We start from the raw sequence: 13,128 nt of genomic DNA, 5'->3' as shown, positions 1-13,128 counted from the left end.
CTAACGAATCACGTCCGTCCCGAGGTACGGACGGAGGACCTCCGGTACGGTGACGGAGCCATCGGGCTGCTGGTAGTGCTCCAGCAGGCAGGCGATGATGCGTGGGAAGGCGAGCCCCGACCCGTTGAGGGTGTGCACGAAGCGCGGCTTGTCACCCGGGGCCGGGCGGTAGCGAATATTCGCGCGGCGCGCCTGATAGTCGGTGAACGTCGAGCACGACGAGACTTCGAGCCACTTGCCGACGCCGGGGGCCCAAGCTTCGAGATCCCAGGTCTTCGCGCTGCTCTGCCCCGTGTCGCCAGCCGCAAGGAGCACGCGGCGATACGGGAGCCCCAGGCGCTCGAGCAGCGTCTCGGCGTGGCGCGTGAGGCGCTCGTGTTCGTCGGCCGACTGCTCGGGCGTGGTGTAGCGCACGATCTCGACCTTGTCGAACTGGTGCAGCCGCAACAGGCCGCGGGTGTCCTTGCCGGCCGCGCCGGCCTCCTTGCGGAAGCAGGGCGTGTAGGCGACGAAGCCGCGCGGCAGTTCGCCCGCCTCGAGCATCTCGTCGCGATACAGGTTGGTGACCGGCACCTCGGCGGTCGGCACGAGGAAGAGATCTTCCCCGGCGATGCCGTACATGTCGTCCTCGAACTTGGGAAGCTGTCCGGTGCCCGTCATCGAGGCGCGATTGACGACGACGGGAACCCAGACCTCCTCGTACCCGTGTTCGCGGGTGTGGGTATCGATGAAGAGGTTCATGAGCGCCCGTGTGAGGCGCGCCCCGGTTCCACGCAGGACGATGAAGCCCGACCCCGAGATCTTGGCCCCGCGGGCCAGGTCGAGGATGCCCAGCGCCTCGGCCAGCTCCCAGTGCGGCTTGCACCCGTCGGCAGCGCGCGGTTCCCCCCACGACTTCACGATCGCGTTGTGCCCCTCGTCTCCCTCGGGGACCTCGTCGAGCGTGAGGTTCGGCAGCTCGAGCAGGATCGACTGCAGCTCCTGCTCGGCGCGCGCCAGCTCGCTTTCGAGTTGGGCGATTTCCTCGCCTAACGCACGCCCGTTGGCGATGAGCGCGTCGGCGTCCTCCTTCGCCTTCTTGCGGCGGGCGACTTCCTGCGAATTGGCGTTGCGCGCCGCCTTTCGCTCCTCGACCGCCTGGATCATGGTGCGTCGCTCGAGGTCGAGCGCGACGCCACGATCGATCAACGGGGCCAGGACGTCGAGCTTGCCGCGGCGGCGCATCGCGCTCCGCAAGGCGTCGACCTGGTCGCGGAGCACCCGGAAATCATGCATGGAATCGAGGACTAGTTCTTGGGAACGCCCGGCTGCAACGAGCGGAAGCCACAATTGGGATCGCGGACGGCGCGGAAGTACACCTGACGCCGCGTCGTGTTGACACTATCGATGACGAGCTTGGCATACTGCTGCGAGGCCAGCGAGTAGGTGCAGGCGTCGCCGGAGAGCTCGAGGAGCACCGACTCGCCCGGCGCCACGACGAAGGTGGAGTCGTAGGTGTAGCCACCGGTCGGGGCCTTCGTCAGGCTCTCGAACGTCCCCTTGGCCAGCTGCATGCCCACGCGCGGGGTCGCCGCGGCGCCGCCGTTGATCACACGCGTCGTGCTGATGCGACGCGCCGGGATGAGCTGCACCTTGCCGTTGCCCGGCAGGTCGAAGGCCAGTTCGAAGGAGATCGTGGGATCGATGCGGACGACGATACCGCTCGAGACCGAGTACGCCGCGGGAAAGCTGACCGGGGTGTTCGACATGGCGTACGCCGAGAGCGTATCGAACGCCACCGACAGCGACGCGCGGAGCCCGAGCGTGTCGTCGCAGGCGGACAGGCCGGCGACGACGGCCAGCGCCGCCACGAACCGGGTGATGGGCTTTCGTATCATGCGTTTCGACAACGAGTTGATGTGCATGTTCTCCAGTGGCGTAGACTACCCGTTGCACCCCCTGACTTCAAGCGACGCTGCTTGACTTCACCCCACCCCCCGTTATGCTTGGCTCGAACTATCACGGAGCGTGGATGCCTACCATTCGCGAGCTCGTCGGGGCGCTCGCCCAACGTGACGGCGTCGAAGCGGTGATCCTGCTGGGACGTGACGGTCTGCTGATCGACGGCCGTTCCACGCCCACGCTCGACGCGGAACATCTCGCGGCGCACGTCCCCTCCCTCGTCACCGCCGCCGAAGAACTGGCGGTGCACGCCCAGCGCGGCCCCCTCGTGACGTCGGTCCTGGAGTACGAGCGCGGATTCGCCGTGGTGTGTGCCCTCTCGGCCGAAGCCGTCCTTCTGGTCCTCGTACACCCGTCGGCCAATGTCGGCTCGCTCCTGTTCGACCTGCGCCGACATCGCGGTAACATCGCCTCGCTCGTGTAGCCGTGGGCGCCACACGGCACGTGCTGGTGGCCGACGACGAGCCCCACATCGGCCGCATCATCAAGATGAAGCTCGAACAGGGTCCCTTTCGCGTGACCCTGGCCTTCGATGGGCGTGAAGCCCTCGACGTCCTCCATCGCGAGCCCGACATCGCCCTCGTCGTCCTCGACGTCATGATGCCACACCTGTCGGGGTTCGACGTACTCGCCCACATGCGCCAGAGCGAGCAGTGGCGCCACACTCCCTGCATCGTCCTCACCGCCGCCGGGCAGGAGGCGCAACACCAGCGCGCCCTCGCCCTCGGGGCCACCGAGTTCATGACCAAGCCGTTCAGCCCCAAGAAGCTCTACCTGCGCACCGCCGAACTGACCGGCGTCGCCGTTCCCTCCGCGACCGAAGGCGACCAATGACACGCTGGGTCGTGATCCTCGCCGGCGGGGTCGGTTCGCGCTTCTGGCCCCTCAGCACGCCGACGCGCCCCAAGCAGCTGCTCCCGCTCATCGACGCGCAGCCGCTGCTGCGCAACACGGTCGACCGCCTCCTCCCGCTGGCCGATCCGGATCGCATCCTGATCCTCACCAACGCCTCGCTGGTCGAGCCGATCCACGCGCTGCTTCCCGAGATTCCGCGCGAGAACCTGATCGCCGAGCCAAAGCCCGCCGGCACGGCGGCCGCCCTCGCCTGGGCGGCGTCGGTCATCGCCAAACGCGACGGTGACGAGGCGGTCATGCTGTCGGTGCACGCGGACTGGGCGATCGGCGACGCCCCCGGTTTTCGCGCCGCGCTCGAGCGCGCCGCCACGGTCGCTGAAGCGCAACACGCGCTCGTGACGGTCGGCGTGGTGCCGTCGCGTCCCGATCCGGGGTTCGGCTACATCCGTCCAGGTGAGGCGCTCGACGGCGGCGGACAGCGCGTCGCCCAGTTCGTGGAAAAGCCCACGCGTGAGCGCGCCGCCGAGATGGTCCGCGACGGCTACCTGTGGAACTCGGGGATCTTCGTCTGGCGGGTCGGCGACTTCCTGGGCGAGGTGCGGGCGCACACCCCGGAGGTCGCCCCGGCACTCGCGGACGCACACGGCGAGATCACCCGCTTCTTCGCGACGGTGAAGTCGATCTCGGTCGACGTCGGCGTCCTGGAGCGCACGGACAACGTCGTCGTCATCCCGGGCAGCTTTGGTTGGGACGATGTCGGGACGTGGGCAGCGCTCGCGCGCGTTCGCACGCACGACGCCGCGGGGAACGCGGCCAACGGTCCGGTGCACCTGGTCGACGCACGCGACAACGTGGTGCAGGCGGAGGGGAACGACGTCGTGCTCTACGGCGTGCAGGATCTGGTCGTGGTGGTGCGCGACGGGCTCACGCTGGTGACCACGACGGAGCGCGCCGCCGACCTCAAGACGCTGCTGGACGCGCTCCCCTCCCAGGTGCGCGATCGCCCGTGAGCCAGTTCTATCTCTACGACGACGCGCGGGCGCGCGCCTTCGAGCCGTTCGCGCTCTCGCGACCGGTGGGCGAACTGCGCGCCGGGGCGCTCCTCATCCGGCAGCGGTGGGAGCAGCTGCTCGGCCTCGGCTGCGGCGGATTCCTCGGCGCGTTGCACCTCGCGGACTTCGAGGAGTTCGATGCGCCGCGCGCCGTCGCTGACGGCTCGCTGCCCGCTGGGGCGCTGGTGGTGAACGCCCGCTGCGTCCCTGCGCTCGGCGGCGCCATGGGCGCGGCCGACCTGCTCGCGTGCGACGATGCGGTCGCCGCGGTGCGCCTGACCCACGCGGTGCCCACCGCACGCTTCGCCGACGGGACACTCGACCTCGAGGACCTGTCGGAGAACGGATGGGAGCGCACGGTGGTGCACGGCCGCTGGCTGGACGCCCCATGGGACCTGCTGCGCCACCTGGCGGCGATGCTCAGCGAGGACATTGCCACGTTAGGCACTCGCCTGGAGACGGTCGCAACGCCACACATCACGGTCCTCGGCGACCATCCCGTCTTCGTCGAGGCGGGGGCGCACGTCGAACCGCTCGTCGTGATCGATGCCTCGGCAGGACCGGTGCTGGTGTCGCGTCGCGCGAGCGTCGCCGCCTTCACGCGCCTGGTGGGTCCCTGCTACATCGCGCCCGACGCACAGGTGCTGGGTGGCAAGGTGACGACCTGTGCCATCGGGGAGCACAGCCGCGTGCACGGCGAGATCAGCACAACCATCTTCCTCGGGCACGCCAACAAGGGACACGACGGCTTTGTCGGTCACTCAATCCTCGGCCGCTGGGTCAACCTCGGCGCCGCGACCGTGACCAGCAACCTGAAGAACACCTACGGGGCCGTCCAACTGTGGACGCCGGCGGGGACGGTGACGACGGGGCTGCAGTTCCTTGGCACCCTGTTCGGCGACCACGCCAAGACCGCGATCGGGACCCGCCTGACGACGGGCAGTGTGATCGGGACCGGAGCCAACGTCGTCGCGTCGGGGCTGACGCCCAAGGTGGTCCCTCCCTTCCTGTGGGGCGAAGGGAGTGCCCTCTACGATCCGGAGCGCTTCGTCACGGTCGCCGAGCGGGTGATGGCGCGGCGCGCCGTCACGTTAGGCGACGGCGGTCGCCGCCACCTGCAGCGGATCTTTGCTGCCCGCTGGACCGCCGGCGCATGAACGTCACGATCCTCGGGAGCGGCAGCCGCGGCAACGCGGTGGTGCTGGAGGCCGATGGCGCCCGCGTCCTCGTGGATGCCGGCTTCAATGCCAAGACGCTGGCCACGCGCATGGCCGCCGCCGACATCGCCCCCGAATCGATCAGCGCGGTCGTCCTCACGCACGAGCATACCGATCACGTGACCGGCGCCTGCACGGCGGCGCGGAAGTGGGGGTGGTCGATCTACGCGACCGCGGGGACGATCGCCGGAACGCCCGGGCTCCCGGCGCTGCGTCCGCACGCCATCGATCCGCGCGAGACGCTCGTGCTCGACACGATGCACTTTCGCTGCGTGCGCACGCCGCACGACGCGAGCGAGCCGATCGCGCTGGTCGTCGACGCACCGTCCACGGGGGCCCGACTCGGCATCGCCTACGACCTCGGACACGTTCCTGCCGGCGTGGAGCAGGCGATGCGGCATCTCGACGCGCTCATTCTCGAGTCAAACCATGACGAAGAGATGTTGCGCGCCGGTCCCTACCCCGTGGTGGTGCAGGATCGGATCGCCGGGGCGAACGGGCACCTGAGCAACCGGGCCGCGGCCGACCTCGCGCGCCGGGTGTCGCACCGCGGGCTACGCCACCTGGTGCTCGCCCACCTCTCGGAGTGCAACAACACACCCGAGGTGGCCCGAGCGACGGTCGACGCCGCGGTGCGCACGACCGCGTTTCGCGGCGCGCTGACGGTCGCCAGCCAGAACGCCGTCACGTCGTTCTCCATCACGCGCGCCCGCCGAGTGGAACAGCTCTCGCTGTTCTGAGGGGCCGAGCACGCTCCCCGCGATCGTCGAGGCTACTGACCACATGCTCCGGCTCACTCGAGCCGGAGTTTTTGTATGTGTTGGGCCGCGGCGATCGCTTTTCGGTCATTGTACTTTCTTTACCCTGTTCATAGGTTCACGCCCTGCAATCGATTAGCGGCGCGCGGCGCCTGACTGCCCAACGCGCTGCCGCCGTGAGCACGATGCGACTCGTGACCCGACCGCGATCGCCGCGCCCCGTTTCCACCGCCGACCTCCACCATGTCCTCCCAGCCCGTCCCGATCTCGCGCGACCCGATCGCCGACGACCCGTCGCTCGACCTCCCGACCGCGAACTGGACGCCCCCATTTCGTGAGGCCTGGCGGGCCGATGCCGGCGCGTCGGTGGTCGTCTTCCTGGTCGCCCTCCCCCTCTGCCTCGGCGTGGCGCTCGCGTCGGGCGCTCCCCTGCTCTCCGGAATCATCACCGGCGTCATCGGCGGGCTCGTGGTGGGGGCGCTGTCGGGATCACACCTGATGGTCAGCGGGCCGGCGGCCGGCCTCACGGCGATCGTGCTCTCGGCCATCACCACCCTCGGGTCCTTTCGCGCCTTCCTCGTCGCGGTCTTCCTGTCCGGGCTCGTCCAGATCGCACTCGGTTTCCTGCGCGCCGGGGTGATCGGCTACTACTTCCCCAATGCGGTCATTCGGGGAATGCTGGGCGGTATCGGCATCATCATCATCCTGAAGCAGCTCCCGCACGCATTTGGGTATGACGCGACTCCTGAGGGAACGATGGCGTTCCAGCAGAACAATGACGAGAACACCTTCTCGTCGCTCGTGAGCACGCTGGACCACATCCATCCCGGCGCGGTCACCCTCAGCCTGATCTCGCTGGCGCTGCTGATTCTGTGGGATCAGAAGTTCATGAAGCGCGTCGCGATGATCCCCGGGGCGCTGGTCGCGGTGATCCTCGGCGTCATCCTCAACGGAGTGTTCACGGGGAGTGGCTCCGCGTTGGCGATTGGCGCCGAGCATCTTGTCGCGCTCCCGGTCATCACGTCGCTGGGTGAGCTTCGGGCGTCGGTCGAGAGTCCGGATTGGTCGGTGATCACCAGCAGCGCGGTGTGGACGGTGGCCGTCACGGTGGCGGTGATCGCGTCGATCGAGACGCTGTTGAGCCTGGAAGCGACCGACCGCATCGACCCGCTCAAGCGCGAGGCGCCTGCCAATCGTGAGCTGCTGGCGCAGGGGGTCGGCAACGCGCTGTGCGGGTTGTTCGGCGGCCTCCCGATGACCGGCGTGATCGTGCGAAGCTCCGCCAACGTGTATGCCGGCGCCAAGACCAAGGCATCGGCGATCCTGCACGGCGTCTTGTTGCTCCTGGCGGTGGTGACGATCCCGATGATCCTGAACCGCATCCCGTTGGCGGTCCTGGCCTCGATCCTCATCTACACGGGGTGGAAGCTCGCGCACCCTCGGCAGCTCCGGTACTTCCTCACGAAGGGGTCGCACCAGTGGCTGCCGTTCGTGGTCACCACGTCGGCGATCCTGCTGACCGACCTCCTCAAGGGAATCGTGGTGGGACTGTCCGTGAGCCTCGTGTTCATCCTGCTCGAACACCTGCGGTCGCCGAGCTACACGATCTCCGCGAAGGACGGCAGCGTCACGCGCATCACGCTGCACGAGCACCTCACCTTCCTCTCGAAGGCCAACCTCACCTCGCTGCTGCAGACCTTTGGACGCGGCGCGCAGGTGATCATCGACGGGAGCCGGGTGAAGCGCGCCGACCACGACGTGATGGAGGTGCTGCGCGAGTTCCGTGATTCCAGCGCGGCGCGCGGCGTCGGCGTGCAGGTGGTCGGGCTCGAGTTGGGCGGCGGCGGACTGGCACACTGATGCAGCCGGGGCGCGCGGACCAATCCTACGGCGCCGCGATCGAGCGGGCGCTGGAGCACGCGCGGCACGTCCTCCCCGATCAGGGGCCCATCGGCGTCTTCGTGCACCACAATACGCTGCACGCCTTCCAGCACCTTCCCTTTCACGAGGCCGTACCGGCCGGGGCGGCACTTCTGGGGGCGCGCCCCTACCTCTCGGGCGACGAGTTCCGCCAGGCGTTCGAACGCGGGCGCATCGACGCGGCGGATCTCGACGACGCGTTGTCGCACGCCCTGGGCGCCGCGGGCGACGAGCGCACGTCATTCGGGCTGACACGATGTGAACTCTGGCGCGCGCTCCTGCTCGACGGCATCGACGAGGATGATGAGGGCGGGGTGCGTTTCCTGCTCGACCACGCACCTGATGGCCCCGACGCGCTCCAGCGCGCCGCCGAGTTGCGACTGGCGCGCACCGCTCGTGGCAGCACGGTCACGCGCGCGGCGCGCCGCCATCGCGACGCCCTCCAGCTCCTGGGCGGTGGTGACAGCGACCTCGCGGTGCACCCCGAACTGATTCGACTCGCCTCCGTCTTCCTCGATCACGGGCAGGCGCTGCAGGCCATGCCGCACCGTGCCGAGGGCTTCCTTCAAGCGACCGCGTATCTGTTCGATGCCGGCGCTCCTGAGCCGCGCGGCTGTCCCGGGGTGCGGGAGGACGTGCGCCACGCCGTTCACACCCGGCGACCGGCGCGCGTCGTCATCGAAGAGATGCTGCACGCGCTTGGAGTGCCCGCGGCCGATGCGGAGGACTATCTCCTGCATACGGCGCTCGCCCTGCCGGGGTGGACCGGGATGTTCGCGCGACTGGAGCGCCATCCCGAAGAGCACCCGGTGGCGGGCCGTGTGGCGCTGGAGGACTTCCTGGCGGTACGCCTGCTGCACGAGCGACGTGCGATCGAAGTCGAGGGCCATGCGGCGGGCCTCCCGATCGCCTGGCCGGCGCTCCGGGCCCTCGCCGAGCGTCCGGTGCCTCGCCCCGCCCTGCTCGACGCCTGGCTGCTCGCCGGCATCGCGCGACGCGCCGGGATCACCGCCGCCGCGCTCGAGGCGATGCCTGACGACGCCCTGACGGTCTTGTGGCGCGAGGTCGAGGCGGCGCCGCGCCTAACGCGGCAGCGGATCTGGCAGGGCGCGTACGAGGGGCACTATCGTCGGCGGGTGCTCGATGGCCTGGCGAGCCTGCGCGCGCATCGCGCGCCGCTCCGGCCACCCGCGTCGCGCGCCGAGGCGCAGTTCGTCTTTTGTATCGATGAGCGGGAGGAGTCGCTCCGCCGCGCCATCGACGAACAACCGGGGCACTTCGAGACCTTCGGCGTGGCCGGCTTCTTCGGCATGGCGATCGACTACCAGGGGCTCTACGACGCGATGCCGGCCGCCTACTGCCCAGTGGTCGTCACCCCGCAGCACGAGATTCACGAGGCCCCGGTGTACACCGATCGCGACTGGCACCGCGCGCGCGCCGGGTGGCGCGCCCGTTGGCAGGCCGCGGGGCGCGTGATGCATCGGCAGTCGCGCACGCTGTCCGGTGGCGCGGGACTCTCGTTCCTCCTGGGGCCGCTGGCGGCCGCCACCGCGCTGGCGCGCGTGATCGCACCACGGTCGTCGCTGGCGTGGCGCGACGGCCTGCGTGACCGCCTGGCCCCGCGTCCCGCCACGCGACTGTCGTCGCTTCGGGAGGACGGCGGCGTCGCCACGCCGACCGGTCGCGGCAAGCTGCTCGGGTTCGGGCTCGACGAAGCGGCCGATCGCGTCACGGCGCTGCTGCGCAACATTGGACTCGTGCGCGACCTGGCACCGATCGTCGTGGTGCTGGGTCACGGGTCGACGAGCCTCAACAACCCGCACGAATCCGCGCACGACTGTGGCGCCTGCGGCGGGCGTCGCGGGGAGGCGAATGCGCGCCTGTTCGCCGACATGGCCAACCGCCCCGAGGTGCGCGCCGCCGTCCAGGCACGCGGCATCACCATTCCGCCAGACACCTGGTTCGTCGGGGCGCTGCACGATACCGCCGACGACGGCGTACGATACGCCGACCTGGAGCAGTTGCCCTCCACACACGTGTCGCACTTCGAGCGCGCGCACGCGACACTCGACCGCGCACGCGCCGTCGCGGCGGCCGAACGCGTGCGCCGCTTCGATGATGCTCCCCTCGGCTTGTCGCCCGAGGCCGCATTGCGCCACGTCCAGACCCGCGCGTCGCACCTCGCCCAGCCGCGCCCGGAGTACGGGCACTGCACCAACGCCGTCTGTGTGCTGGGGCGGCGCGCCCTTACCCGTGGCCTGCACCTCGATCGTCGGGCCTTTCTCGTCAGCTACGATCCGTCGATCGACGCGGAGCTCACCATCCTGGAGCGCATCCTGGCCGCGGTCGGTCCGGTGGGGGCGGGGATCAACCTCGAGTACTACTTCTCCTCAGTCGACAACGAGCACTTTGGCTGCGGCACGAAGTTGCCGCACAACGTCACCGGGCTCATTGGCGTGATGGCGGGGCACCAGAGCGACCTGCGCACGGGACTGCCGCTGCAGATGGTCGAGCTGCACGAACCGATGCGCCTTCTCCTCATCGTCGAGGCGACCCCCGAGGCGCTGCTGGCCATCGCCGGTCGACAGCCCGAAGTGCGTGAACTCGTGGTCAACGAGTGGGTGCAGCTCGTCTCGGTGGCCCCGCACGACGGCACCATGACGGTCTATCAGGGCGGGGCCTTCGTTCCCTACACGCCAGATGTCGGCCGCACCCCGGTGGTCCAGCGTTCGGCGCAGTGGCACGGGGCGACACGGGAACATGTCGCCCCGGCGCTGGTGCTCGATGCCTTGACCGGTTCCGTCCAAGGGCCCTCGGTCCGTCTCACGCCTCACGACCCGGCCGTTGCCTGATCTCGCCTTCCGCTTCGCGCTGGTTGTCACGATCCTGGCGCCGTTCGTCGGCGGCGTGAGCGTCGCCCTCGCACTGGTCTGGCGGGGCCGGTGGTTGGAGGAGTCCACGGTGGCGCAGGTCATTCGGGCAGGGCTCGTGGCGTCGCTGCTCGCCGCGCTCGTGGCAGCTGGCCACAGCTTCGGGTTGTGGGGCCCCGCGATGCGCGGCGAAGTGGAATTCGGCGACTGGCTCACCGTGGGCTCGTACCACATCCCCCTGGTCGTCCACGTCGACGAACTGGCGACGAGCTTCTCGCTTCTGGCGGCCGCGCTGACGGCACTGGTCGGCCGGTTCTCTCGGACCTACCTGCACAAGGAACCCGGGTTCGCACGCTTCTACGTGCTGTTGGGGCTCTTCGGTACCGGGACGCAACTCGTCGCATATGCCGGGGCGCTCGACCTCTTCTTCGCCGGCTGGGAGTTGATCGGGATCTCGTCGGCGCTCTTCATCGGCTTCTTCCATGAGCGCGAGATGCCGGCGCGCTCGGCGGTGCGCGCGTTCACGACCTATCGCTTGTGCGACGCCGGGCTCCTGATCGCGATGGTCACGACGCACGAACTGCTGGGGACCACGCGCATCGCCGCGCTCGAGCGCGCCGACACCCTCTCCCCCGTCGCCGTGAGCGCGATCGCCGCGCTCTTCCTGCTATCGGCGATGGGCAAGTCGGCGCAGCTTCCCTTCTCCGGTTGGCTCCCGCGCGCGATGGAAGGGCCGACCCCGACGAGTGCCCTCTTCTATGGCGCCGTCTCGATCCACGCCGGGGTGTACCTGCTGCTGCGCGTTGGGCCGGTGTTGCGTGCCGCGCCGATCGTCGCGGCGTTCGGCGTCGCGGTCGGCGTCAGCACCGCTGTCTATGCGGCGATGGTCGCCCGCACGCACACGGACGCGAAGGGCGCGCTCGCACACGCCACCCTCTCGCAAATCGGCCTGATCCTCGCCGAAATCTCACTGGGGTGGACGTCGCTTGCCCTCGTCCATCTCGTCTGCCATGCGCTGCTTCGAGCGTGGCAGTTCCTGCGCGCGCCCAACACCATCCACGACGCCCACGCCTTCGGTCACCACGCCGCGCATGCCACGCAGCACGCGCACGGCGCGCAGGCGATCATACTCCCTCCGGCGGCGCCTGCCGGCCCGATCCCGATGCGCGACCGCATCTTTGCCCACGCCTTGCATCGCGTGCGGCTCGACGAACGCATCGACGCCGCGGTGGCGCCCGTGCTGGTGGCCGCACGCGTGCTGGCGAACGCCGAGCGCCGCGTGCGGCTGGCGATGTCAATTGGGGAGGAGCGTCGATGACGCTCGCCTTCCCTCCCTGGCTTGCCGCCGCATGGCTGGCCCCGGCCTGGCTGCTCGGAGTGGCGCTTTCGCTGCTTCGGGCCGCACGGCGTCGCGCTGCCGGTGTGGAGCGCGTCCTGCCGCAGGCCGTCTACCTGGGGTTGCTGCTCGTGGCGCTCCTAACGCCCGACGGTCGCGTCGCCTTCGCCATGGTCGCGCTCGCAGGTGCGCTGCTGGCCTGGCGCGTGCGCGAGACCTCGGCGACGGCCGCGCTCTACATCGCGATATCGGCGCTGAGTGCCCTCGTCGCCGCGGTCGGCATTTGGAGCGCCGCGACGCCGGTCGCCTTCGCGGCCTCGATGGTCGGCATCGCCCTACGCAGCGGCCTCTTTCCGCTGCACGCGGGGAGCGCGGCGCTGGCGCAGCGCCCGACGACCTGGCAGCTCGAGCAGCTCGCCGGACTACCGGTGCTGGTCTTCGTGCACGTGCGTTTCGTCGATCACCTCGACTGGGCATATCGCGCGGCCCCCGCCCTCGTGGCCTACGGCGGCGCGTCGATGCTCCTGTTCGCGGTCGTGTCGCTCGCCGCGCGTGACCTGCGTCGGTTGTACGTCAGCTCCACGCTCATGCATGGCGGGATGCTCTGCGCCGCCGTCGGTGCCGCCGGGCGCGGGCACTACGGTGCGGCCATGCTCGTCGCCATCACCATGGTGCTGGCGCTCGCGGGGTTCCACACGATGCTTGGCGCCCTCGAGGCGCGCGTCGGCGGTTCGACGATTCCCGACTTCGCCGGACGGGCGCGCGCCTTTCCGCGGCTCGCCGCGTCGCTCGCCTTCTTTGGTGGCGCCGCGGTCGGACTCCCCGGCACGGCCGGGTTTGTCGCGGACGACCTGCTGTTGCACGCCCTGTGGGAGGAGAGCGTCGTGACGGCGGTCGTCGCGATCGTCGCCAGCGCGCTCCTCGCCGTGGCGACCCTTGCGCTATTCGCCCGCGCCTTCTTCGGCCCGCCGCAACGCCACCTCGCCCCGGATCTGCTCCCTGCCGAGCGCCACGTGGCGGTACTCTTTATCGTCTTCCTCCTCATCCTCGGGCTCGTCCCCGGGGTACTCGTCGCACCCGTCAACGCCCTGCTGCAGTGAGCGTGACCACACGCGGAACGGCGAAGGGGGAGCGGCATCATCGCCGCTCCCCCCAGTGTACCAACGCGCGTTTGACTGC

At 69.8% G+C, this 13,128-nt stretch carries 11 protein-coding genes; 9 read left to right on the top strand and 2 right to left on the bottom strand.

Translation table 11 applies throughout. The features are described from left to right. Together serS and IPN47_07965 are read right to left on the bottom strand one after the other, a co-directional pair. On the bottom strand, positions 1-1,275 hold the full coding sequence (gene serS / locus IPN47_07970) for a serine--tRNA ligase (GenBank protein MBK9407977.1): 1,275 nt from the start codon (positions 1,273-1,275) through the stop codon (positions 1-3). Between the two features lie 11 nt (positions 1,276-1,286). After that, positions 1,287-1,877, bottom strand: a complete 591-nt coding sequence (locus IPN47_07965) for a hypothetical protein (protein ID MBK9407976.1) — start codon at positions 1,875-1,877, stop codon at positions 1,287-1,289. 134 nt (positions 1,878-2,011) lie between these two features. Between IPN47_07965 and IPN47_07960 the strand changes: the two genes are divergently transcribed. The 9 genes from IPN47_07960 (at position 2,012) to IPN47_07920 (ending at position 13,049) form a co-directional block, all read left to right on the top strand. After that, positions 2,012-2,365: a roadblock/LC7 domain-containing protein gene (locus IPN47_07960; protein ID MBK9407975.1), complete on the top strand. Its 354-nt coding sequence runs from the start codon at positions 2,012-2,014 to the stop codon at positions 2,363-2,365. A 65-nt stretch (positions 2,366-2,430) separates the two neighbouring features. Further along, entirely contained in the window at positions 2,431-2,775 is a 345-nt protein-coding gene (locus IPN47_07955) for a response regulator transcription factor (protein ID MBK9407974.1), read from the top strand. Beyond that, positions 2,772-3,806, top strand: coding sequence for a mannose-1-phosphate guanylyltransferase (locus IPN47_07950; GenBank protein ID MBK9407973.1), 1,035 nt, complete (start codon positions 2,772-2,774; stop codon positions 3,804-3,806). The genes IPN47_07955 and IPN47_07950 overlap by 4 nt, the downstream gene beginning before the upstream one ends. Further along, the gene (locus IPN47_07945) at positions 3,803-5,005 is read left to right on the top strand and encodes a hypothetical protein (GenBank protein MBK9407972.1); all 1,203 of its coding nucleotides are present in this window, start codon (positions 3,803-3,805) and stop codon (positions 5,003-5,005) included. Before IPN47_07950 ends, IPN47_07945 begins: the two co-directional genes overlap by 4 nt. Next, positions 5,002-5,805 (top strand): MBL fold metallo-hydrolase, encoded by an 804-nt coding sequence (locus tag IPN47_07940; GenBank protein MBK9407971.1) that lies wholly within the window; start codon positions 5,002-5,004, stop codon positions 5,803-5,805. Before IPN47_07945 ends, IPN47_07940 begins: the two co-directional genes overlap by 4 nt. A 261-nt stretch (positions 5,806-6,066) precedes the next feature. After that, positions 6,067-7,683 carry a SulP family inorganic anion transporter gene (locus IPN47_07935; protein MBK9407970.1) on the top strand — a complete coding sequence of 539 codons (1,617 nt, stop codon included), beginning with the start codon at positions 6,067-6,069 and terminating at the stop codon, positions 7,681-7,683. Continuing rightward, on the top strand, positions 7,683-10,595 hold the full coding sequence (locus IPN47_07930) for a DUF2309 domain-containing protein (GenBank protein MBK9407969.1): 2,913 nt from the start codon (positions 7,683-7,685) through the stop codon (positions 10,593-10,595). The genes IPN47_07935 and IPN47_07930 overlap by 1 nt, the downstream gene beginning before the upstream one ends. Beyond that, a complete protein-coding gene (locus IPN47_07925) occupies positions 10,588-11,931 on the top strand; it encodes a proton-conducting membrane transporter (protein MBK9407968.1) in 1,344 nt (447 codons plus the stop codon). Before IPN47_07930 ends, IPN47_07925 begins: the two co-directional genes overlap by 8 nt. Then, complete coding sequence (locus IPN47_07920; protein ID MBK9407967.1) at positions 11,928-13,049, top strand: hypothetical protein; 1,122 nt, start codon at positions 11,928-11,930, stop codon at positions 13,047-13,049. Before IPN47_07925 ends, IPN47_07920 begins: the two co-directional genes overlap by 4 nt. The last annotated feature ends 79 nt before the right edge of the window (positions 13,050-13,128 follow it).

It is taken from the genome of Gemmatimonadota bacterium (genome assembly GCA_016719105.1).
In the GTDB taxonomy this organism is placed as follows: domain Bacteria; phylum Gemmatimonadota; class Gemmatimonadetes; order Gemmatimonadales; family Gemmatimonadaceae; genus SCN-70-22.
This window is presented reverse-complemented; position numbering and strand designations above follow the sequence as displayed.

Bases quoted from the DNA above. Each gene is read 5' to 3' on its own strand.
- serS (MBK9407977.1), bottom strand. From the start codon at position 1,275: ATGCATGATTTCCGGGTGCTCCGCGACCAGGTCGACGCCTTGCGGAGC.
- IPN47_07965 (MBK9407976.1), bottom strand. From the start codon at position 1,877: ATGATACGAAAGCCCATCACCCGGTTCGTGGCGGCGCTGGCCGTCGTC.
- IPN47_07960 (MBK9407975.1), top strand. From the start codon at position 2,012: ATGCCTACCATTCGCGAGCTCGTCGGGGCGCTCGCCCAACGTGACGGC.
- IPN47_07955 (MBK9407974.1), top strand. From the start codon at position 2,431: ATGAAGCTCGAACAGGGTCCCTTTCGCGTGACCCTGGCCTTCGATGGG.
- IPN47_07950 (MBK9407973.1), top strand. From the start codon at position 2,772: ATGACACGCTGGGTCGTGATCCTCGCCGGCGGGGTCGGTTCGCGCTTC.
- IPN47_07940 (MBK9407971.1), top strand. From the start codon at position 5,002: ATGAACGTCACGATCCTCGGGAGCGGCAGCCGCGGCAACGCGGTGGTG.
- IPN47_07935 (MBK9407970.1), top strand. From the start codon at position 6,067: ATGTCCTCCCAGCCCGTCCCGATCTCGCGCGACCCGATCGCCGACGAC.
- IPN47_07930 (MBK9407969.1), top strand. From the start codon at position 7,683: ATGCAGCCGGGGCGCGCGGACCAATCCTACGGCGCCGCGATCGAGCGG.
- IPN47_07920 (MBK9407967.1), top strand. From the start codon at position 11,928: ATGACGCTCGCCTTCCCTCCCTGGCTTGCCGCCGCATGGCTGGCCCCG.